The sequence below is a fragment of the Muriicola sp. genome (assembly GCF_049669965.1).
Taxonomy (GTDB): Bacteria; Bacteroidota; Bacteroidia; order Flavobacteriales; family Flavobacteriaceae; genus Muriicola.
The window spans coordinates 1-23134 of the sequence record NZ_JBATLB010000290.1 but is presented as its reverse complement, the minus strand read 5'-3'; the positions used below and the strand labels follow the sequence as shown (position 1 = coordinate 23134).

The following is a 23134-nucleotide window of genomic DNA, read 5'->3' as shown; positions in this document are numbered from 1 at the left end:
GATTTTATGGAACGTTATCCTCAATTCTTTAACCGTATTTCCAACGTTCAAATAGCCTCCTACCTTGGAGTAACCCCGGAATTCCTTAGTACTATCCGTAAAAGAATAGTAAAATCTTAATCTGGTTTACGATTCTTTCTTAATCTACCTTATAGGTACGCCTTCTTCTATTTCCTGACCTTTGTTTAAACAAAATAGAAAAGAAATGAAAAAAATACTCATGCCAGTAATTGCCACTTTTCTAATGATAGCATGTGGCGAAAAGAGTAATCAGGAATCGAATCAAAGTTTAACAACACAAACGGAAATCATGGAAAAAGCAGCAAAAAAACAAATCGAAGAACTTCTAAATGACTATAAAAAATCATTGAACACTTCAGATGCAAAATTGGCCCAAAGTCTTTACACAAAAGATGGCGTTTTTATGCCCACAGAAGCACCTTCTGGAATAGGTTCTGAAGGAATTTTAAAATCATACGAATTTGTCTTTTCCCAAATTCAATTGAATATTGAATTCTTCATTGAGGAAATAGCTGTAGAAGGAAACATGGCTTTTGCGGTAACGAGTTCAAAGGGCACAGTTAAAATACATGCCAATGGAGTGGAAGTACCGGAAGCAAACAGAGAGCTTTTCGTATTTGAAAAAGTAGATGGAGCATGGAAAATAGCCAGATATATGTTCAATAAAACAGCCCCAAAAGGATAAATATTCTTTGCAACAATATAAAAAGTCACGAGCGGTTTGGAGTAATATCCAAACCGTTTTTTTGTTTATTTCAGTATCTTGTTGTCCAAAAGTGTGTGCAATTAAACCACCACTGTTATCCTACCCGTAGTGTAAACTTTTGACCCGAATGAAGAAAAACATTTTACTGGCATTTTTATTTATTAGTAGTCCGACAATTTTTGGACAGCAACTAATTGATAAGGTTCCTATTAAATTAATTGACAACCTGATTTTTATGGAGGTTCGATTAAATAATTCAGCACCCTTAAACTTTATGTTCGATACGGGTGCTGGTGTTACCGTAATAAATACTGCTACTGCCAACCAACTTCAATTACCAATTTCGAAGGAAATAAAAATAGGAACATCCGGAAAGACCATTCTTTCTAAAATCTCCGAAAACAATGAGCTGTTGATTAGCAAAAAATTCAAAATAGACAGTGTTTCTGTAGCCTTAATGGATCTGAGTCATATAAGCGAATATTTTAAAACCGAAATAGACGGGATCATAGGTATCGATTTACTAAACGAGACGATTCTTGAGACAAATATGGATGCTATGGAAATGCGTTTCTTTTCAAACTCAGATTATACATACAGCGGGCAGGCAGAGCCACTAAAACTTATTGGACTCGAATCTAATCATCTGGGATTGCCCATTGAAATAGTCCCCAAAGGAAAAAAAGAAAGTATTGCACTAATTATTAAAATAGATACAGCCGCAGATAATTATTTGACCTTTCACAACCAAACCGTCACAAAACACCATCTTATTGATCCAAAGAAAAGATATAAAACAAAGAAAGGTTTTGGTGCCGAAGCCACGATCACCAGGAATCTTGGCGGTAAGGTATCGTCTGCTACATTTAGTACAAAAAAATGGAAAAATATTCCTGTTGTTTATGAGGTTGACGAATTAAACGCCGTTTCAGGTAGGCAAGCAGATGGCCTAATAGGACAAGCAATGCTATTAGCGTTTAACATTACATACAATATGAGTGATGGAACTATATTTCTTGAAAAAAGAAAATAAAAACCATGCAACGCAACCGCAATGACTAATCGTTGCCATTCAACTCAAACAAAAATTTAAAAAAGTAAATCAAATGAGAAAACTAATCCTCCTACTGATTGGAATATTCTTCCTCAACAGTTCATTTGGACAAGAAATTGAAATGAAGCTCAATCTTTTAGGATATAAATTTGTTCAAAATGGGGAACGACTTAACTGGAATGAATTGGCCGCAGCAACAGCATCCTTTCCTGAATCCAATCTGTTGATCAAAAAAGCCAAATCTCAAAAGACCATTGCCCACATTATTACAATTATAGGCGGAGGACTTACAGGAATTCCTATTGGGCAGTCTTTTTCTGATAAAGATCCCAACTGGACATTGGCGTATATAGGTTTAGGAATTACAGCAGTTAGCATCCCATTTTCTTTAAGCGCTTTTAACAACGCAAACAAAGGAGTGGACACCTATAATCTATCTTTAAAATCTGCCTCCCATAAATTCAACCCCGAATTTAGGGTCTTTGCCGGTCCCAATGGAGCTGGACTTAGCATAAGCTTTTAAAACAAAAACAGTGTATAACAATCACATAGACTATATAGAATTTAAGGCAACGGATCTTAGGTTGATAAAAGACTTTTACAGCAACACATTTGGATGGGAGTTTACAGACTATGGGGCCTCCTATACTTCTTTTTCTGCAAGTGGTGTTTCAGGAGGATTCGAAAAAACCGAGGATGCAATTGTGAACGGAGTGCTCATAGTACTTTATCATAAAGATCTCAAAACTGTAAAATTGCGCGTGCTGGAAAACGGCGGGGAGATCGTAGAAGATATTTTTTCTTTTCCCGGAGGGAAAAGATTTCACTTTAAAGATCCCAGCGGCAACGAACTGGCTGTGTGGTCGGAAAAATAGGAATAAAAAAGTTCCGAAAACAATGGCTATTATTCGTTCGCTTTTGTCGTACTAGTATCATAGCAAATACAGTTTTCGAAAATTGAAATTGTAAGACTGGGAAAATGAAAATAAATTGCAACTAAAAAATATTATAAAGTACGTTGTGCCTTCATATACCATTTAGCCAATCCCTTATCCGTAAATTAAGAACCGTATGAGAGCATCTATCCTATTCTTTCTATGTATTTCTTCTTTCTTATGCCTGGCTCAGAATGAAGAAAAGCTACGTAAAGACTATATTTTAGAAGTAGATGATGACGGAATATTGGTAGAGAAATTTGATTCTACCAATATAGATGAAAATAGATTTACTAAAAATAATATGATCTTTCGCGAGGGAGTCTCATTTCATTACAAATATGAACATATTGATACAACCAATAACAAGTACCTAATAAATTACATAGATAGTATCAATACTTGGGAATTTGTTCCCGTTGCTAATGCAGACAATAATACCATCCTACAGGTGATCATCTCGGTAAAACAAGGTTTACAGGGATTTGATAAATTCATTCCGGATTACAATCAAACTATAATCGGTTATTCATACCCAACCCAGGATAATTATATGGGATCCATTAACAGTTCCTCCGGGGTCATTGAAAATGAGGGCAATATTTGGATGCATCCGCCCCGGGATCAATACTTTGAAATTCTAGAATTAAATCCGTTTCCCTATATAAAAGCTCCCTATACTATTGGTACAAAATGGTCCTGGCAGCTTACCATAGGAGATCTTTGGGCCGATGGAAGATGGAAACTTTGGAGTGGACAAATACAAAATAGCTATCAATATGAAATCACTGCTTTCAAGCCTTTAAAAACCATTTTTGGATTGGTAGATTGTTATGTGATTGAGGGTGTCGCCATAAGCAGACTAGGAGAAACAAGGTTGAAGTCATATTTTAATACGGAATATGGTTTTGTGCTCATGGAATATGTCAATATTGATGGCTCACGAACCATCTTGGAATTGACGAATTATCTTGATTTAGATAAGAACAGCGGCCATAACCCTTAGGTATTTTCACCCTGATGAACCTATATTCAAAAAAGTGATACGCGACTTCCCGGTCACAGGATTTACATTCGCCTTGGGAATGAAATTCATATTAAAAAGACCAAAATAACAATACAAAATAAGGACACAAACAACAATCACTAAACAACCAAAACACAGCCCTGGCCTGGTTTTTGATATTTCCTGTTATAGATGGGTAAAATCCCCAAGACAAGACAAAACAAGAGATGTACAAGCGGTTTTATTTGCTGGTTTTTACCCTAGGTATTTTGAGCGGTTGTGATCCGCTTTCTGAAACATATCTATGGGAGACCACAACCTCTACCACTTCCGCTACCTTTTATTCAGCTGATTTTAAGGAAGATCAAAAACGGCCCGAATTTGCGCTAGTTGAGCTGGATTCCCTGCAGAATTACGGGCAGCTGCTCCGCAAAATGCAGCAACTCTCTTGTGACAATAAATTCACGGGTATTCAATTTACCGATATGGATACGCTGTATGGCATAACGGGTTTTACTGAATGTCCAAATGATGGAATTATTTCTTGCTACCTCAACAGAAATATTATCAAGATTAAAAATGACTCCCTGATGAACTTTGGAGGAGACCAGGATAAATTAGTGCATATCAATACCCTCGAAAAAGAATTACAAAAAATTATAGCTACCACCTTTAGGCTCCAGTTTGATAAAAATTTCATTAATCCAGCCTTGATACACCTTTTTATTGAGGACAAATATCCTATTACCTTAACCAAGGAAGTCCTTAAGGAAATTATAACTCAATTTGAAAAAATTAATTCGGAAATGGGGGCGGACTACTTTACGTATTCCATCCTGTTTGACGGAATTAGTTATATGGATATCCCACCACCAACGCCTCCGGTTCTTTCCAATACTTTGGAAGAATTAAATGTAGTAGAATGACCAAATAACAGCACTCATGAAAAAACACCTTTCCCTCCTCCTTTTTTTATCTTGCATTTCCGTATTCTCACAGACAGACGAGCTGGTGGGCGACTATTTCCGTCGATCCGGGAGCGAAGAAGATCACCTTATTGAATACAAATTGACAGTATCTCCGGACGGCACATTTTCCTTTCATTCATATACCAATCATAAAAAAGGAATTCCCTGGATAAAGAATTTATTCGGAAAAGGAACCTGGAAAGCCGATGGCAAAATAATTTCTTTTTTTACCGACACGGCCAAGGACCTGGATGAAAAACATACGCTCAACTTTAGCCATTCTAAAGCGCGATTTATCACAAAACCTCCCCGGGACAAAACAGAGCGGGTCATTAAAACGCGACTTCAGTTTTTTGAATCCGAGATCTTCTGGATTGAAAGGCTTGAGATCTTTAAATCACCTTAGAATAACCACTATTGTTTATCCCTTCTCCCGGACCTCCGATAAAATTTCATATTTTTAAATACCCCGGCATTGCTACCGTAGGCATGGGAGTCGAGACCGGGCTTTAGCTTGTGAACATCATATCTCGACTATGCTCGATACGACAAACTTTACGGTAATACCATAGCCCTTCCCATGCACTTCTATGCCTTTCCCTTCGCTGCTGCCCCATTTAGTAGTACTTTTGCAGCCTTAAACTACAACATATGACATTTGAAGATCTCAAACTGATCTCCCCCATACTAAAAGCACTTAAGGATGTAGACTATACTACCCCTACGGCCATACAAGCCAGTGCCATCCCCCTGGTGCTCAACCGGGAAGACGTGATAGGGAGTGCACAGACCGGCACAGGTAAAACAGCCGCTTTTGCTATTCCTATCATACAGCATCTTGTGAACGAGACCCAAAATTCCGGTGGCAAAAGAAAAGTACAGGTACTAGTGGTTACCCCTACCCGGGAGCTGGCCATACAGATAGCGGAAAGTTTTACCGACTATGGGAAGTACACTAACCTTAGGAATACAGTTATTTTTGGAGGCGTTTCCCAGGGGAAACAAACCAACGCACTGCGTGGCGGGGTTGATATCCTGGTAGCTACTCCGGGCCGACTGCTCGACCTGATGAATCAGGGGTATATTTCCTTACAGCACATTAAATACTTTGTATTGGACGAGGCAGACCGTATGCTCGATATGGGCTTTATCCACGACATTAAAAAGATCATCGCCAAACTCCCAAAAGAAAGACAGTCGCTTTTCTTTTCAGCTACCATGCCCAAAAGCATCGTGGCCCTTTCTCAGCAAATTCTGCGAAACCCTAAAAAAGTAGCGGTGAGCCCCGTTTCTTCCACGGCAGAGACCATCCAACAATACTTATACACCACCAATAAGAGTAGTAAGCACGACCTGCTGCTGCACATCCTCCAGGATGCAGAGATGGAACAGGTATTGTTATTCTCCCGCACCAAGCACGGAGCCGATAAGATTGTAAAGAACCTGCATAAAAGACGTATTGAAGCCGCAGCCATCCACGGCAACAAGTCACAAAACCAGCGCCAGAAAGCGCTGAAAGACTTTAAGGACGGAAAAAAAAGAGTGCTGGTGGCCACTGACATAGCCGCACGAGGAATAGACATAGACAAGTTGCGGCACGTTATCAATTACGACATCCCGAATGAGCCTGAAACCTATGTACACCGAATTGGGCGCTGTGGCCGTGCCGGGGAAGAAGGTATTTCTATTTCCATTTGTGAACCAGAAGAGAATGCCTATATCAGTGATATTGAAAAACTCACCAGGCAAAAGATAGAATTGGTGGAGGACCATCCCTTTCCGCAGACAGACCGGCCCATGAATGCGTCTGAGAAGAAAGAAGTGGAAAAGGAGAAACAACGAAAGAAACAGGAATTCTTTGCCAATCGCAATAAGAAAAAAGGATCCCAAAATCCGGGATTCCGAAGAAACAAAAGATAAAAACCGTTCACAGAATGAAAAATGTAGGATTGGCGCTTGGAGGCGGTGCCGTTCTCGGTGCTGCCCATATTGGCGTCCTAAAAGCCATTGAGGAAAAGGGTATTGAAATCAAATTTATTACCGGCACCAGTATAGGAGCCTTTGTGGCGGCTTTATACGCTTTTGGAAAGAATTGGAATGAAATCAACGATATCACTTCCGAGTTAAAATGGATGGATATCACCAGCATCTCCCTTTCACGGTATAGCCTGCTTTCCAACGAGAAATTTGGTGCCCTCCTCAAAAAACATATTGGAGACAAAAACATAGAAGAATCCAATATCCCTTTGGCAATGATTGCCACTAATGCTGCCACTGGAGAAAAAGTAATTCTCACAAAAGGGTCCGTAGCAAAAGCCGTCATGGCTAGCACCTGTATTCCGGGCATATTTAACCCTGTTGTCATAGATGATAATATGCTTATCGACGGGGGTATTGTAGAAAATGTGCCGATCAATACCTTGCGAAAAATTGGAGCCAACTATATTATTGGCGTAGATCTTAATGCCAACCATAACTATCAGAAACCCGGGAACATTTTAGATGTGCTCATGAATAGTTTTCATTTTATCATGCAGCAGGCTGCAAAATTACAAACAGAAGATGCCGATTTTTTGATCAAACCCGACTTGTCTGCTTTTGACAGAACCAATACGACGCAGATAGTGGGCCTTATAGAAAAAGGGTATGAAGATGCATTAATCGCCTTAGAAAAAATTGATTTGAACCCTTCTCAGAACTGGGTGGTAAAGGCCTTGAATGCTATTAAACACACCCTGGGAATTACAATTACAGAAAACTGAAATTCCTGTTCGCAATTACGTATCTTTAATAAAAAGTAAAATCACACCATTATGTCTAAAGGTCAGGATGCTAAAAAGAACGTAAAAAAGGAACCGCTAAAAACAGCCAAGGAAAAGAAAGCAGAAAAACGCTTAAAAAAATCTAAGTAAGCGTGGGTCACAATTAATTTAGGGCTGTTTTTCTATATTCCAAAGAAGGCAGAATATCTATACTATTATTCAGACCATGCGTTTGTGGTAGTAACAATATTAATCAACTTTTTAAACAGCACTTATGAAAAAAGCACCGATTTATGTTTTGGTTATGCTCTTATCCTTAGGGGTATTTACCACCGTACAAGCAGCAGAAAAGGAAAAAACAACAGAACCAGTAGAAATGCCCGCCGAAGTTAGGGTTATGTTAGACCGTTTAGAGGAGATCAAAGGCATGGACAAATCCGATCTGGAGCGTTCCGAGAAAAAGGCACTTCGGAAAGAAGTAAGGGCCATTAAAACGCAGCTTAGGACCACAGGGAACGGCATCTATATCTCTGCCGGAGCCCTTATCATTATCCTACTTCTAATTATTATCTTGTAGGGCATTCATAATCTGTCACCATAAAGATGGCGGATAGAAAGCAACAACTTTAATAGGCAGTTAAGAGGCAAGATGCCCCCTGGCTGTCTATTATTTTTCGGAAGTGTAGTATTAGTTGCTTTTTCCCTTGGCCAATACTATGCCGCCGATGGCAGCGATCACAGCAAAGCCCATATAGATAAAGGAAGTGGTCTTTTGCTGATTGTCTTCAGCCTTTAATTTTACCCCCAGCACATCTACGGAGGCAGTGCTGTTTGAAAAACTGGTAATACCAGTATATCCCAAATATACCGCAAGCAGCAAGAGGGCAATTCCAATAATTCTTTTCATACGATGTGTTTAAAGAGGTTTACGACCCGAAATAATGTTGTACAAAATGGTCACAATAGCGATCACCAACAAGACATGGATAAGACTGCTGGTAGCAAGACCTTCCACAATACCCAACAAGCCCAGTAACCATACGACAATACAAATCACGGCAACTAACCATAGAAGATTTCTCATACACTTATAATTTCCCTAAAAGGTACTCTAAATAAGCCTCCCTTGTTTATTGCTTCCCAAATGATTAATACGCTGAAAACTAATAGTATCCAATAGGTTTTGAGTTTGTTTACAATCTAGGGTTACACTTTGAGGGATTTATAACTTAATTTTCCTATTTTTAAAATAAAAGCATGATTATGAAAAATACTTTTTTTCTTCTTTTATTGATCCTATCCCTTAATACAATGGCACAGGACAATGCCAAGCCTGCGGTCACTACAGATACTTTTGTTACCACTTTACATATTACGGTAAACAGTATTGATGAACTACAGGAGGTGAACTGGGCAGACATCCGGCAGATCTTTGCGAAAAACGAACCCACCTCACCAATAGAATTGGGATTTAGCCTGAGTAAAAAACAGGTGCTTACTAATTTTGATCTGGATGCATTCGAATTTAAAATTAGCGGAAAAACCGATGAATTAGAGTCCATGATCTTGCGGACCCAAAAAATGATTGCTGCTATTGAGAAAATAGAATAAAAATACTGGTTTAATGTATTTCTTTACGATTACTTGCAACTTCAATTGCTAATTAAAACATCTTTTAATTTCCTATTTTTAGTATCTCCCTAAAACATAGAAGATACAAATAAGTTAATTTTTTTACTCCAAAATAACTACCCATGAAAAAATCCCTTTTCCCCCTTATCGCCCTTTGCGCAGTCATGACCTTTAATGCCCAGACAGATAAAAGACTCAAAGGTGTTGAGAAAGAACTTAATGCTATCCTGGAAGTCACCAAAGCCCCGGGATTTGCGGTGGCTGTAGTGGAAGGACAAAAGGTTCTGTATGCTAAAGGGTTTGGGTATAGCGACTATGAGAACAAAATTCCCGCAGATGCCAATACCCTGTACGCCATAGGATCTAGCACCAAGGCCTTTACCTCCGCCATTCTTGGACAACTGCGACAAGAAGATAAACTAAGCTTTGAGGATAGCCCCATAAAACATATCCCAGAGCTGCGGTTTTACAACGATGAGATGAATAATGGGATCATTATTAAGGATCTGATGAGTCACCGTACCGGTTTGCCCAGGCACGACTTTTCGTGGTACCTCTTCCCTACCGATTCCCGAGACAGTTTGATGATGCGCATTGAACACCAGGAACCTTTTACAGGGGTACGAAAACAATGGTATTACAACAATTTTATGTTCCTTGCCCAGGGGGTCATTGCAGAAAAGATCACCGGCAAACCATGGGAAGAGAATATAGAGGAACGGTTTTTTAAACCATTGGGGATGAACCGTTCCAACACGCGTATCCAGGAAATGAAGGAAAGTAGTAACGCAGCCCTGGGATACGAGTTAAAGAAAGACAGTATCATCAGTAAGATGGACTATTATGACATTGCCGCTATGAGTCCGGCGGGCAGCATCAACAGCAGTGTAAATGACATGTCCAAATGGGTTCGTAGCTGGATCAATAACGGCAAGAATGGAGATGCACAGATCCTCCCGGAAGCCTATTTAAAAGAGGCCATTAGTTCTCAAATGGTAGTGGGCAGCGGGCTGCCAGACAAAGAGTTTCCGGATATGCATATGTCTAACTATGGCTACGGCTGGTTCCTTTCTTCCTACCGGGGGCATTACCGGGTAGAACACGGTGGCAATATAGACGGGTTTTCTGCTAACGTAGCATTTTTTCCCACAGACAGTCTTGGTATTGTAGTGCTTACCAACCAAAACGGATCTGCTGTTCCTAGTTTGGTGAGAAATACCATGGCAGATCGTTTTCTCAAGGAGGGGAAAACCAACTGGGCAGACGATTTTAAAGCACGGCAGGAAAAAGCCAAAATAGCAGAAGCCGAGGCCAAGGCCAATGAATCTTCCAATAAAATAAGCGGCACCAAACCGTCCCATATTTTGCAGCAATATACAGGGAAGTATGCGAATCCGGGTTATGGGGAGTTTCGGATAGACAACCGGAATGATTCTCTCATCGCCATCTTCAAACTAAATAGCTACTATTTAAAACACAGGCATTACGATGTTTTCGAGCCCTTTGAAATCGAAGAAACAGGGATTGATACTACTGCCACAGGACCGCTGCGCTTTAATTTCGGCACCAATGACGGAGGAGATATTTCAGACTTAAAAATGAAAGCAGAAGGGGCGTTGCAAGATCCTATTGTCTTTAAACATACGCCTACCACCATTGAGGTAGACAAGACTACGCTAGAATCCTATGTGGGCAATTATGAGCTGGCAGGAATGGAATTAAAAGTGTATATCAAGAATGAGGATACATTGTACCTCTTTGTACCCGGGCAGCCCGAATATGAACTTCTGGCCACTTCTAAGCACAAATTTTCCTTTAAGATCCTGGAAGGGTTTAAGGTAGAATTCCTGGAAGCAGAAAATGGGGCAATAAACGAGGTAAATGTTATACAGCCCAACGGCACATTCAAAGCCACACGGAAATAAGAAAGCAGCTAAAATTGGCGTTTACCTTTTAAATTATTGCCTTTGATCTTGGTACTACACCCTCCAGGGTGGCAGACAATGCCAAAAGAAAAATGGACGTCCAATAAGTTGCCAGGATAAGGATTCCATCCAAGGGAAAGGGTTCTTTAAATTTAGCCCAGGCCAGCATCCCATCTGAAATAATAAAGAGCAGTACCCCAAGGGCAATTAGGGTATGTGGACGTGTAGCTTTCCAGATCCGCAGGCCAATCCCTTGCCAAGCCATAAAAAGGATGACCAGAAAGTAGAGTAACACCGGTACTTTTAGAGCATTCAGCGCATCGAACAAAATCCAATAATACCCCAGACCAAAAACCCCCAGTAAAAACAAAGGGAACATGTATTTTTTAAACCCCCCAAGACAAGTAAAGCCATAGCTAAAGCACAGGTGAGCTAATAAAAAAGCTGCAAGGCCAAAAGCAAAATAGGAATCCTCCAGCAGTAAAGTATCACCCACCAGGCAAAAACACAGACCAATGACCATCCATTTGTGGAACTTACTTTTATTGATCCCAAATAGCACAGCAAACAACAGTATCAAAATGGTAGTTAAGGGTTTTAGAACTGTAAACAACGGTGCATTCCCTATTGACTTAAAATAGATAGCCAGGATGGCTGCCAATAGAATTAAAGTGCTGAAAAAGAGTTTAGTTTTTCTTCGATGAGCTAGTCGCATTCTGGAAATATAGCTAATTTTATAGAATCAGGGAACCTAATAATTACCCCGGAAAATACTACCCTATTGCCTTATCAGATATACGTCATAGAATTATCAAAACGGGTGTTTACCGAAAATGCCAAATTCAGGCTGGCTAATCCGCAATTCAATGGGGCGTTAGAATGCCTGTACGTGGGGATGACGAGCAAGACCCCCAAGGAGCGTTTTCAGCAACATAAGACCGGTTTCCGGAATTCAAAAGGCCACAAACTATCCTCTAACATTGTACAGAAATACGGCAGCTACCTCCGCCCCAGTCTGTACAACCATATAGATCCATTCACGACCAGGGCAGAAGCGCTGAAAATGGAAAAACTACTCGCCATGGAATTACGCAGAAAGCGTTATGCTGTATGGTTTAATTAAGCTCTTTATGTTGCTTAAAGATCTATTTTAGGTCATTAAAAATTTGTATCTATTGTATTAAAAAAGAATATACATTTACGCTGTTTAATGAATATCAAATATGCCTACCACTCTTAAATCCTGCGCCAGGCGCTGGGATTCCATCTTGTTAATTTCTATCCTTTTTTTTGTTGTTGCCTGCTCTAAAGAAGATGATCCTTCAGAGAGTTCTAACAATTATTATGGAGATGCCCTCAAATCAGTTACGGCCGCCGAATTAGAAGGAAGCTGGTCTTTATACGAAGGAGAATTGGAAGGGCAGACAGTTGCCATTCCCCCAACCTATCCGGAATGTGGGCGCGATTTTTTTGTACTGAATGCTGGAGGCATTTTTCGCGAATTTGTTTATCAGGACAGCAATTGTAACCTCCTGATAAATGAACTTACCTGGCGTTTGGAGCAAGGAGTATTAACTACCTCCAACTCCTTTGGTCAAAGTGAAGAATTGGTAATCCTTGAGCGCAATACCCAGAGTTTTGTTTTTAAAACACGGATCGATTGGGATGAAGATGGTGATTTGGACGTCTTTATTTTTACAGCAAGAAGATACAGCGGCAATGAACCCGACCAATATACCAACACCTTTCTAAGGGAAGAAGGATATGCAGCAGAAGAGAAGATCCTCTTTAACTGGCAAGCCTATGATGGCTTTAATACCTTCGACCGGTACGAAATATACCGAACCAGCGGAGGATGTACAAAAGCGAATGCAGAACTGGTCGCAACTTTCAATGAGGTAGATCAGACCTCCTTTTTGGATGAAGACCCCCCTGTCACAGATCTACTCTGTTACTTTTTAAAGGTCTACACGGACAAGGGACTTTTAGGGGAAAGTGAATTGCGATCCGTGAATACCGAATTCCTTCGCGTTGCTTCGGTACAAATTTTTGATCCGCTGGTAACCGGGAATACCATTGAACTCAGCTGGCAAGCATATGCCGGGTATTATTTCTCACATTATGAGATCAGGACACAGAATTTTGTCGATGGTTCTGGCTATGCATATCAGGAAGAGGTGGTTGCCACTATAGATGATATTTCCATAACTACTTTTATGGACACCAATCCTCCCTATATCAAAAATCCGGTTTATCGAATCCTGGTCTACGATATTTTCGGAAATGTGAATTTCTTTAATAATCTGGAAACCGTTAGCGCCCGTGAGGCTATTTTTAAACGTCCGGAAGTGTTCGATTTTGTAGACATCTATTCCGTTGCCTCCAACCCTAACGCTCCTTTGGCTTTTCTTCTCGGTAGCAGTGATAATAGCTATTCCCTGCAGCGCTATAACTACAATACCAAAACTGTTGAGGCCTCTGCCAGTAATGCTACCATAGGCTTTACCAATAGTGATCTCCAGTTTATCACTAGCCCGGCCAATGGGGAAGAACTGATGCTCCCAATTGGTTCTGGAGTAAATATCTACGACGCCACCACGTTAAACTACAAGTATTCATTCACTCTGAATGGCGTAAATACCATAGCCGATTTTGCCTATTTAGGCAATAACCTATGGGTCTTTATCGACGCTGATAATGTCTATACCTGCAGCCGGGATAATGCCAATTTAACCCTGCTCGATCAACAAGCACATTTTGGAACTACTGGTTCCAATTATCCATTTCACCTGATTCCGTTGGGGAACAATAAGTTGGTTATTGGCAATGACGCTTCGAGTACTAGTATAAGTTTTGTGGTAAGTAATGAAGGCTTGTTAACACAAAAAACGAACCCGAATTTTGTTGTTAGATCTCAGTTTAAATCAAAGACCCTCTATAACGCCGCGGGGAATTATCTTATAAATCTTTTGGAAAACAGGACGTATAATGCAACAGATTTTAGTTTCCGTTCTTCTTTTGAAGCACCTTATTTTACCTCGGGCGTAAGCATAGACGGGAGTACGTTCCTGGGTAGCAATAACGATCCTTTCTGGCCGGTACAGGAAAACTCCCTGCACGAAAAAAAGGCCCAACTTTTTAATAGCAGCACAAGTTCTTTGGAGACCATAGACACCAAAGGGTACCCGCATCTGCTGTTTGAAAACTCTCAGGGACAAATTATCAGCGTTTCATCGGGCGTTAAAAGGGAAAGGCTGGATAGTTTTTCCCCCAGACCGGATCTGTTTATAGAGATAATAAAGGAGTAAATAACTCAATTAGGTTGGTTTAATTTTTCTTGATGATCAATTTCCTGTAAATTCCTACTTTTAAGAAGTAGCTAACTAATCTTTCCAGGCAAATGACAAAGCAAATTTTTATTCCTGTTTTTATGCTGTTTTTGTTCCTCATCTTAGGATGCGGGAAGCAAGGGACGACAGTTGAACCCACCAAGGAAAAGAAAACAGCCTATAAAGATCTGGTCACCTTATTCAACGAATGGAGAAGCTTTGAAGTGCCTCCAATAATGAAAGGCGTGCCAGACTATACAGTTGCTACCTTTGAAGCGCGCTGGCCGGGTTTTAAAGATCTGCAACAACAACTTATGGCCATAGACACCACCAGCTGGCCAATATCCCATAAAGTAGATTGGATGCTGGTTTGGGCAGAGATGAATGGGTACGACTTTAACCACCGCATCCTGAAACCCTGGGAACGAGACCCCGCCTATTACAAATCGGTTTGGGAATACCGCTCGGATGTACCGGCACATGAAGGCCCCACCCATCATAAAACGTTAGAACTATGGACGTATACCTTCCCCTTAACAGCCGAAGATCGCGAAAAGCTACTGGCAGACCTCAGCGTTATTCCACCCTTGAATGAACAGGCACAACAAAACCTTACCGGGAATGCAAAAGAACTTTGGCAGGCCGGTATACGGGTCATTGAAAATCAGAGTAAAGCACTCGAAGGGATGCTAAACAAGGAAGGCATATCGGAAGATGCTAAAATCATAGCAGCTGTTCAGGAGGCGATCTCCTCTACCAATTCATTTGCAGAATGGCTGACCACAGAAGCGAATTCCAAAACCGGGCCTTCGGGCATTGGAAAAGAAAACTACACCTGGTATCTTCAAAATGTTCATTTAGTACCCCTCACCTGGGAAGATGAGGTGCTTTTGTTAAAGAGGGAATTGGCCAGAGCCTGGACGTCCCTCAAACTGGAGGAACACAGAAACCGGAACCTGCCAACGCTCACCGCAGCAGACAGCCCGGAAGCCTACGATCAAATGGCCGACGCCGGTGCCAGGAGCCTGCTTAGCTTTTTGGAAGAGCAAGAGATCGTAACCGTCAAAGACTATTTTGAACCGGCACTAAGAGAGCACCTTGGGAGCTTTGTCCCTGAAGACAAAAGGAACTTTTTCCTCATAGGGGAACACTATGACCCCAGGCCTCTTTACTCCCATTTCTACCACTGGTTTGAATTGGCCCGAATGGACCTGGAACCCCATGCCAGCGAAGTACGTCGTGGCCCATTGTTGTACAATATTTTTGATTCCCGCAATGAAGGAACCGCTACCGCAGTAGAGGAACTCTTTCTGCAAGCCGGTCTGTACGATGACTCTCCCAGGAGCAAAGAGATAGTTTACATCATGATCGCCCAACGCGCAGCCAGGGGATTGGGATCTTTATATGCTCATGCCAACGAGATGACCATGGAAGAAGCCGGAGGCATTCATTCTGAGTACACCCCCCGGGGATGGATGAAGACCGAAAAAGAACTCTTACTTTTTGAACAACATTTGTACATGCGGCAACCAGGCTATGGCAGCAGCTATATTACCGGCAAATACCTACTGGAATCTGCCCTTGCCAACTATGCTAAAATGAAAGAAACAGAAGGAGAAACCTTCCGTATTAAGGATTTTATGGACAGGCTGAACAGCATTGGAAATATCCCCATATCTCTTGGACATTGGGAAATGACAGGAGAAAAAGGACATTTAAATTCACTCATGAATTGAACATTCATTGAGTGATTAAGGTCTGCCGGCCTAAAATTTGTCTACCAATACTTTATAGGTAGGGTCTTCCATCACATTGACTTCAATAATGTCATCGGCATTTCGTAACAGCTGAATACAATCCTTGCTTAAGTGTTTTAGGTGTACTTTCTTGCCCACTTTCAGATAACGCTCGGTGATCTTGTTAAGGGCTTCAATGGCAGACATGTCTACGATCCTGCTTTCTTGAAAGTCGATAATAACCTCATCCGGGTCATTCAGCACGTCGAATTTCTCATTAAATAAGGTGATGGAACCAAAGAACAAGGGACCGTAGATCTCATAGTGCTTCACCCCATTATCATCTAGATATTTCCTGGCTCGGATTCTTTTGGCGTTGTCCCAGGCAAACACCAGGGCGGCAATGATCACTCCCACCAAAACAGCCAGGGCCAGGTTATGGAGAAAAACGGTGACCAGGGTTACCAATACCATGACCAGCACATCACTTTTGGGCATTCTGCGAAAGGTGCGCAAACTGGCCCATTCAAAGGTGCCCAGTGCCACCATAATCATAAGTCCGGTTAAAGCTGCCATCGGAACACGTTCAATGAGATCGGCCCCAAACATGATAAAAACAAGGAGCATCAATGCCGCCACAATACCGGATAACCGCGCACGGGCCCCATTGGAGGTATTGATCAGACTCTGCCCTATCATGGCACAACCTCCCATTCCTGAGAAGATCCCGGAAAGGATATTGGCGGTACCCTGTGCCACGGCTTCTTTGTTGCTACGGCCACGGGTCTCTGTGATCTCATCTACAATGTTGAGTGTTAGCAGGCTTTCAATAAGTCCAACCCCGGCCACAATCGCGGCATAGGGAAAAATGATCTGCAAGGTCTCCAAAGTAAGGGGGACCATAGGAATATGAAAGGGAGGAAACCCACCTTTGATAGAGGCGATATCTCCAATGGTACGCGTATCGATCCCAAAGAATAATACGATCCCAAATACCAATAAGATGGCCACCAAAGATGACGGAACTGCCTTGCTGATCTTGGGAAGCCCCCAAATAACCAGCATAGTTATAAGCACCAGGCCGGTAAACAAGTATAGGGTGTTTCCACTTAGCCAGCTACCATCGGCGTTTTGAAACTGAGATAACTGAGAAAGGAAAATGATGATCGCTAGCCCATTTACAAATCCGAAGATCACAGGGTGGGGTACCAGTCGCATTAATTTCCCCAGTCGCAACACACCGGCAAGAATCTGTAAAATCCCTGCGAGGACCACGGCCGCGAAGACATATTCTACCCCGTATTGCTGAGCCAGGGCAACGATCACTACGGCTACGGCACCGGTGGCACCAGAGATCATCCCGGGTCTACCCCCTAAGATGGAGGTTACCAGGCCCATCACAAATGCCGCGTAGAGACCGGTAAGTGGCGAAAGGCCAGCGATGAGGGCGAAGGCGATGGCCTCTGGCACCAGGGCCAGGGCCACGGTGATCCCTGAAAGGATCTCGGTTTTATAATTTACTTCCTGTGAAAAATCGAATAGATTGAGGTACTTCTTCAAACGCTCGTAGTTTTAAGGGCGCAAAAATACCACAAATTGGATGGGGAACCTTAGGTTGGGTGAAAATTATGGATTTAGCAGATTACCAGGGGGTTAATCCCAATAATCGTTCCCCCAGCGGCGATAAATTAGCAGTTTCATACTTTTCTTGCTCCCAGTTACGGGGATCGCCCGGAAAGGCATAGCCTTCCGGCGCCACCCGGTTCTTCCAGGAATTGATACGCCAATTCAGAAGTGCCTTGTTCTGGGGCTCTGCCGGCATCATGGAAATATACTGGGCTATCCGCACCTTATCTTTTGATCTATTAGGACGTATTCCGTGAGGTTCCGTGCTGTTAAAGATCAATAGATCCCCTGCTTCTAATTTTACCTTTACGATCTTATCTTCCAGATCGGATATGTCTGGTTGGAACCGATCTCTATCTTTTGGCTGTCCCACTTTCCAGGTCTCGTAATTCCTGTAGAGCCAGGGTATGCACTGAAAGCCTCCCATGTTCTCATCGGTCTGATCTGCCAGAGCCAGCACTCCTTGCACATTCTGGGGTTTTGTTTCCGGATCGTAATCCCAATGGATAAAACCCTTTCGTTCGTACCCCGGGCGCTGAGGGAAATTAAGGTTGGCCCGGTCTATAGTGACCCATAATTCTTCCGTTCCCCATACATCCACAAAAGCATCGTACACCCTTTGAGTCTGGCGATTGTTCCATAAATGCTGATGATTGTATACTTCCACCATCCCGGTACCGGTGAGTTCCTTCATTTTCATTTCCGCCCTGGGGGGCGCATACCAGGTCTCGGGATCATTGGGATCCTTCTCATCAAATTCCCAGAGAAAGTTGGCTGTGGCCTGTGCCTGTTCTTTTGGGACCGCATTTTTAATAACTATGTACCCGTTGTGTTTCCAAAAAGCCCAATCTTCTTCACTTAGAACCCTTAGGGGCTTTCCATTAGACCGGTCATTTAATTTTTTTGTACTACTGGTAGCGGTAGAAGGGTTTCCGGGAATTTCCTTGTGTCCCTTGTTTCCCATTTCGATGTTGTATTTCGAAGCCATGCTGATTTTGATAAAGGGAATTAACACCTTAAGATACTGAAAATATAAGATGTAGGGAAGAAAAAAACCACCCTGTCCTTTTCAGACAGGGTGGTTTCTAACTAAATAACCAACCAAAAAAATTATCTTCTACTGTTTAGTCGTAAAACAGTCTGTTTACTTTCGCTTTCTAACCACATTCATCATCGGATTTTTCGTCTTCACCCGTTTCTTACTGCTATCTCCTGTTTCAGATTTCAAGAATTGAATATATCCCCTTCCCTGAAATTCGTACACGGTACCACTATCCGGGTGATATAATTCGATGGTCTTGTCATTAATAACGTACAACTCAAAATAATCATTGCCCATAAAGTCATAGTCCAGTGTTAAAGTTTTAAGCGTTTCATCGTTTTGAACATCATATACCTCATAGAAGCCTTCATAATCCCATTGAATGTTGCTAAGAGGGATGCCTATCTCATCGATAGAGGACCTGAACACTGTTCCGCCATTGCCTTCATAAAACTGCAGGTAATTCTCTTCATCAAAGTCGTTGATGGCGCCAGTTTCACTTACATAGGTCTTTTCCCAAACATCAAATTCCTGAAGTAGGTATTCAATATTTTCATAAAATACCCTGTCATAGTCAAAACTTCCACTTTGGTATCCATCTAAAAAATAAGAAGTATTAGAACGTCTGTCATACAATTCTAAGGTTCTGGAATTTACCAGATACACGTCAAAGATCCACAGGCCATCCACATCATGGTCTATCTCTAAAACTCCGCTTCCCGCATCGTAGTAACCTACACGAATTCCCAGCCCGCTACCTGTTTTCCCTATGCCCGAAATGTTATTATTTGCATAAAGGAGTCCATTTCTAAAAGACAAGGTGAAGGCACGTTGCATAAAGGGTACCTCCCCTGTTCCATCTGTGGCATTGATATCTACATACCAGAGGTCGTAAGCCTCTATATGTTGTCTGGCCTGAAAGTTTGCTTCTTCTACAAAAACGTCTTCCAGGATCACCTCAGTATAACAGCTACTTAAAAATAGTAGCATCAGGGTGGCGGTACCGAGTAGTGTAAAGTTTTTCATGATGTTATTTTTTCTGGTTCTGCACAACTGTAAAACAAGCATCGTGCCATTTGTGTTATCCTACTGTATATCAGTGTTTTATAAGCTGTCTGTTTTTAATTACATTTGCGAAGAGAAGAACAATTCATGAAAAAAGACGTACGCTTTGCAGTAATGGGAGGAGGTAGCTGGGCAACAGCTATCGTGAAAATGCTTACCGAAAACCTCTCTGATGTCATTTGGTATATGCGCAGTTCGGAGGCTATTGATTTTATTAAAAAAGAAAAACACAATCCCAACTACCTTACTTCGGTTGAGTTCAATTTGTCGCAACTAACGCTTACAGACTCTATAGATGAGGCCGTAAAAGCAGCAGATATTCTGATTTTTGCCATTCCATCGGCTTTTTTAGAAAGCGAATTACAAAAACTCACCGGTTCGTTAAAAGACAAGATCATCTTTTCTGCCATCAAAGGGATAGTGCCCGAAACCGGGAAGATCGTTGGGGAGCATTTTCACGAGAAATATAAGATTCCGTTTGAGAATATTGGCGTCATAACCGGGCCATGCCATGCAGAGGAAGTTGCTCTGGAGCGTTTGTCGTATCTCACCATCGCCTGCTCAGATAAAGCCAAGGCTCAAATAATGGCCACCCATCTGAATAGTGAGTATATCAAAACCAAGATTTCAGATGATATCACAGGCACCGAATATGCCGCCGTGCTAAAGAACATCTATGCCCTGGCTGCCGGGATAGCGCATGGACTTGGATATGGTGATAATTTTCAAAGCGTACTGATGAGTAATGCCATACGGGAAATGAAGCGCTATATCAAAAGGGTGCACAAGATGAAGCGGAACATCAACAATTCTGCTTATTTGGGTGACTTGTTAGTGACAGGATATTCTACTTTTAGCCGTAACAGGATGTTTGGCAATATGATTGGCAAGGGATATACCGTAAAAAGTGCGATGATGGAAATGAATATGGTGGCCGAAGGCTATTATGCCACTAAAAGTGCCTATGAACTTAAGAGCACTTTCAAAAGTAAGGTGCGCACCCCTATCATTGATGCTGTTTACGCTGTGCTCTATCAAAAAGAGAATGCCAGGAAGACCTTTAAAAGCCTTGCAGACAAATTAGACTAGGAAACATAGAAAATAGCTATCCTACATCTTTTCCAGGGAAAAATCTGAATGCGACCTTAGAATGCTTTCCATTTCTTCCTGCCAGGCAAGTAACACGGCCTCCTCTGTCTTAAAGATCTTTTGTAATTCCGTACAAACAGGTTTCATTAGACTTCGAACACTGTGTATATCAAAATACAGCCTTCCGGTGCGGCGGATAAAGAAATCCATGGGCGACTGTACCATTTCAAAGGCCACCCCAAATTCTAATTCTGCAAGGGCCATACGGACAGCTTTGTCCTTTTCCTTTCTATTGTTAAAAAGTGTGAGGATCTCTTCTGATTGCACCCCGTAAGTAGTAACCAGATACCAGGCGTCGTACTTTGTAAAACCATCGACTTTTATGCGCTCATAGATCTCGGCAATATATTTTTTTACTTCCTTGTATTTCTTAAAATTACTTCCACAAAGTGGCAAGGTCTCGGTAATACAGGCTGCCACCTTTTTTTCCTCTTCCTCTTCCATTTTTTTTGCAATCCTGTTCACTACACGTTCTGCCATTTTCCTGTACCCCGTTAATTTGCCGCCGGCTATACTGATTAGTCCGGTATCTGAGGTAAATATCTCATCCTTACGTGATAGTTCGGAAGTAGATTTTCCTTCTTCGTGAATTAAAGGTCTTAGACCGGCCCAGGAAGATTCAATATCTTCCATTTCAAGTGTAATGCCGGGAAACATATTGTTGACTGCCGCAATGAGATAAATGGCATCGGCCATGTCGGTTTCTACATTATCCTTATCTGAATTGTAATTAGTATCTGTAGTACCTACATAGGTGACCTTTCCCCTGGGGATTGCAAAGATCATCCGGCCATCTGGAACATCAAAATAAACCGATTGTTGCACTGGTAATTTTTTATGTGGAAAAACCACATGAACGCCCTTGGTGAGATGCAGGCGCTTTCCTTTTTTAGAATTGTTGATACCCCTCAATTCATCTACCCAGGGTCCTGCCGCACTAACCACATAACTGGCATTTACAGTAACCTCTTCCCCGCTAAGATGATCTTTTACCACCACCCCTTTCACCTGGTCTTCCTTATAAATAAAGTTGATCACCTCAGCGTAATTAAGTGCTTCGGCTCCGTACTGCAAACTTGTTTTGATGTTCTCCAGGGTGAGTCGGGCATCATCCGTACGATATTCTGCATAATACCCTGCCCCTTTTACCTTCTTTTTAGGCAGCAGAGGTTCTAGTGCCAGGGCTTCCTTTTTCTCCAACATCTTGCGTTTATCATCTCCCGATACTTGCGCCAGGATATCATAGACTTTGAGGCCTACTGAGGTAAGCCATTTCCCATAAGAGCCCCCTTCAATTAATGGCAAGAGCATTTTCTCTGGCAGCACCAGATGAGGAGCCAGTTTATGGACAATAGCCCTTTCGGACCCCACTTCTTTTACCAGCCAGAAATCGAACTGTTTTAGGTATCGCAAGCCTCCGTGAATAAGTTTGGTAGACTTACTGCTGGTTCCTGAGGCAAAATCCCCTTTTTCTAATAGCAGCACTTTTAAGCCCCGTGATGCCGCATCTAAGGCAATACCACCGCCGGTAATTCCACCACCAACAACTACCAAATCAAAATGTTCTTTGGCAATTTTCTCTACGGTAGTCTGGCGATTAAGATTTGAAAAAGGAATTGATTTTCTCATTTTAAACAACTTTTATTATGGTAATAGCTTCAAAAATAGGATAAGAATCATAGGACTCAAAATACCTGATATTAAGCTAGTGTTATCTATGGCGCTGGAAAGGTGAAACACAGCGCCCCTAAGATTGGCTAAATTCGTATTCTCTTTCCACAACACAGATACGCAGTTTATACCATTGATACCACACCTCTTTGCCTTTCTTCTGGGCCAAAAGATGCTCTCCTTGGTCTTTCCATTGCCTGATGGCCTCCAGCGAATCCCAGTAACTCACACTTATCCCAATTTCACTTCTGGCAGTTTCAAAACCAAGAAAACCTGGTTGCCTGGCGGCTAACATCTCCATTCTAGCTGCCATCTCCTCATATCCATGATCTTCTTTAGTCCTTAGGGTGGTAAAGATTACTGCATAGTATGGGGCTTGTTTGCTCATTGGATATATTCTTTTTCCAGGAAGTAACCTACGATGGCTTCTTTCATCAATACCGATTGCTCCCCTGCTTTTAATGGGGGCAGCACCTCTTTTATTTTATAATGGGGCCATCCCTGCTC

The 23134-nt window shown here is 41.8% G+C and carries 24 protein-coding genes; 16 read left to right on the top strand and 8 right to left on the bottom strand.

Annotation, left to right across the window (positions count from 1 at the left end):
• The first annotated feature begins 205 nt into the window (after positions 1–205).
• The 10 genes from WBM49_RS14245 (at position 206) to WBM49_RS14200 (ending at position 8029) form a co-directional block, all read left to right on the top strand.
• Positions 206–706: a YybH family protein gene (locus tag WBM49_RS14245; protein ID WP_424372715.1), complete on the top strand. Its 501-nt coding sequence runs from the start codon at positions 206–208 to the stop codon at positions 704–706.
• 148 nt (positions 707–854) lie between these two features.
• Positions 855–1760: a retropepsin-like aspartic protease gene (locus WBM49_RS14240; RefSeq protein WP_424372714.1), complete on the top strand. Its 906-nt coding sequence runs from the start codon at positions 855–857 to the stop codon at positions 1758–1760.
• Positions 1761–1833: 73 nt separating this feature from the next.
• Entirely contained in the window at positions 1834–2304 is a 471-nt protein-coding gene (locus WBM49_RS14235) for a hypothetical protein (RefSeq protein WP_424372713.1), read from the top strand.
• Between the two features lie 10 nt (positions 2305–2314).
• On the top strand, positions 2315–2656 hold the full coding sequence (locus WBM49_RS14230) for a VOC family protein (RefSeq protein WP_424372712.1): 342 nt from the start codon (positions 2315–2317) through the stop codon (positions 2654–2656).
• 196 nt (positions 2657–2852) lie between these two features.
• Entirely contained in the window at positions 2853–3722 is an 870-nt protein-coding gene (locus WBM49_RS14225; protein WP_424372711.1) for a hypothetical protein, read from the top strand.
• Positions 3723–3949: 227 nt separating this feature from the next.
• Positions 3950–4648: a hypothetical protein gene (locus tag WBM49_RS14220; RefSeq protein WP_424372710.1), complete on the top strand. Its 699-nt coding sequence runs from the start codon at positions 3950–3952 to the stop codon at positions 4646–4648.
• 16 nt (positions 4649–4664) lie between these two features.
• Positions 4665–5096, top strand: coding sequence for a hypothetical protein (locus WBM49_RS14215; protein ID WP_424372709.1), 432 nt, complete (start codon positions 4665–4667; stop codon positions 5094–5096).
• A gap of 245 nt (positions 5097–5341) precedes the next feature.
• On the top strand, positions 5342–6610 hold the full coding sequence (locus tag WBM49_RS14210) for a DEAD/DEAH box helicase (protein ID WP_424372708.1): 1269 nt from the start codon (positions 5342–5344) through the stop codon (positions 6608–6610).
• A 14-nt stretch (positions 6611–6624) separates the two neighbouring features.
• Complete coding sequence (locus tag WBM49_RS14205) at positions 6625–7452, top strand: patatin-like phospholipase family protein (RefSeq protein ID WP_424372707.1); 828 nt, start codon at positions 6625–6627, stop codon at positions 7450–7452.
• A 274-nt stretch (positions 7453–7726) separates the two neighbouring features.
• Positions 7727–8029: a hypothetical protein gene (locus WBM49_RS14200; protein WP_424372706.1), complete on the top strand. Its 303-nt coding sequence runs from the start codon at positions 7727–7729 to the stop codon at positions 8027–8029.
• Between the two features lie 111 nt (positions 8030–8140).
• Here WBM49_RS14200 and WBM49_RS14195 read toward each other — a convergent pair whose 3' ends face one another.
• Positions 8141–8359, bottom strand: coding sequence for a hypothetical protein (locus WBM49_RS14195; protein WP_424372705.1), 219 nt, complete (start codon positions 8357–8359; stop codon positions 8141–8143).
• A 9-nt stretch (positions 8360–8368) separates the two neighbouring features.
• Positions 8369–8536, bottom strand: a complete 168-nt coding sequence (locus WBM49_RS14190) for a lmo0937 family membrane protein (protein WP_424372704.1) — start codon at positions 8534–8536, stop codon at positions 8369–8371.
• A 179-nt stretch (positions 8537–8715) separates the two neighbouring features.
• Between WBM49_RS14190 and WBM49_RS14185 the strand changes: the two genes are divergently transcribed.
• Positions 8716–9063 carry a hypothetical protein gene (locus WBM49_RS14185; RefSeq protein WP_424372703.1) on the top strand — a complete coding sequence of 116 codons (348 nt, stop codon included), beginning with the start codon at positions 8716–8718 and terminating at the stop codon, positions 9061–9063.
• Positions 9064–9206: 143 nt separating this feature from the next.
• Positions 9207–11009 (top strand): serine hydrolase, encoded by a 1803-nt coding sequence (locus WBM49_RS14180; protein WP_424372702.1) that lies wholly within the window; start codon positions 9207–9209, stop codon positions 11007–11009.
• 28 nt (positions 11010–11037) lie between these two features.
• Here WBM49_RS14180 and WBM49_RS14175 read toward each other — a convergent pair whose 3' ends face one another.
• The gene (locus tag WBM49_RS14175; RefSeq protein ID WP_424372701.1) at positions 11038–11724 is read right to left on the bottom strand and encodes a lysoplasmalogenase; all 687 of its coding nucleotides are present in this window, start codon (positions 11722–11724) and stop codon (positions 11038–11040) included.
• Between the two features lie 66 nt (positions 11725–11790).
• Here WBM49_RS14175 and WBM49_RS14170 point away from each other — a divergent pair, with 66 nt between their 5' ends.
• From WBM49_RS14170 to WBM49_RS14160, 3 genes are all read left to right on the top strand, one after another.
• Positions 11791–12132 (top strand): ribose-5-phosphate isomerase, encoded by a 342-nt coding sequence (locus WBM49_RS14170; protein ID WP_424372700.1) that lies wholly within the window; start codon positions 11791–11793, stop codon positions 12130–12132.
• Between the two features lie 100 nt (positions 12133–12232).
• Positions 12233–14317: a lipocalin family protein gene (locus tag WBM49_RS14165; RefSeq protein ID WP_424372699.1), complete on the top strand. Its 2085-nt coding sequence runs from the start codon at positions 12233–12235 to the stop codon at positions 14315–14317.
• A gap of 92 nt (positions 14318–14409) precedes the next feature.
• Positions 14410–16074, top strand: coding sequence for a hypothetical protein (locus WBM49_RS14160; RefSeq protein ID WP_424372698.1), 1665 nt, complete (start codon positions 14410–14412; stop codon positions 16072–16074).
• A gap of 30 nt (positions 16075–16104) precedes the next feature.
• Here WBM49_RS14160 and WBM49_RS14155 read toward each other — a convergent pair whose 3' ends face one another.
• The 3 genes from WBM49_RS14155 to WBM49_RS14145 all read right to left on the bottom strand — a co-directional run bounded on the left by WBM49_RS14155 (position 16105) and on the right by WBM49_RS14145 (position 19768).
• Entirely contained in the window at positions 16105–17634 is a 1530-nt protein-coding gene (locus WBM49_RS14155; RefSeq protein ID WP_424372697.1) for a SulP family inorganic anion transporter, read from the bottom strand.
• An 82-nt stretch (positions 17635–17716) separates the two neighbouring features.
• Positions 17717–18664 (bottom strand): phytanoyl-CoA dioxygenase family protein, encoded by a 948-nt coding sequence (locus tag WBM49_RS14150; protein ID WP_424372696.1) that lies wholly within the window; start codon positions 18662–18664, stop codon positions 17717–17719.
• 180 nt (positions 18665–18844) lie between these two features.
• A complete protein-coding gene (locus WBM49_RS14145) occupies positions 18845–19768 on the bottom strand; it encodes a nicotinic acid mononucleotide adenyltransferase (protein WP_424372695.1) in 924 nt (307 codons plus the stop codon).
• A 126-nt stretch (positions 19769–19894) separates the two neighbouring features.
• Between WBM49_RS14145 and WBM49_RS14140 the strand changes: the two genes are divergently transcribed.
• A complete protein-coding gene (locus WBM49_RS14140; protein WP_424372694.1) occupies positions 19895–20896 on the top strand; it encodes an NAD(P)H-dependent glycerol-3-phosphate dehydrogenase in 1002 nt (333 codons plus the stop codon).
• Between the two features lie 21 nt (positions 20897–20917).
• Here WBM49_RS14140 and WBM49_RS14135 read toward each other — a convergent pair whose 3' ends face one another.
• A complete protein-coding gene (locus tag WBM49_RS14135) occupies positions 20918–22585 on the bottom strand; it encodes a glycerol-3-phosphate dehydrogenase/oxidase (RefSeq protein ID WP_424372693.1) in 1668 nt (555 codons plus the stop codon).
• A gap of 118 nt (positions 22586–22703) precedes the next feature.
• Positions 22704–23015 carry an antibiotic biosynthesis monooxygenase family protein gene (locus tag WBM49_RS14130; RefSeq protein ID WP_424372692.1) on the bottom strand — a complete coding sequence of 104 codons (312 nt, stop codon included), beginning with the start codon at positions 23013–23015 and terminating at the stop codon, positions 22704–22706.
• Positions 23016–23134: the final 119 nt, after the last annotated feature.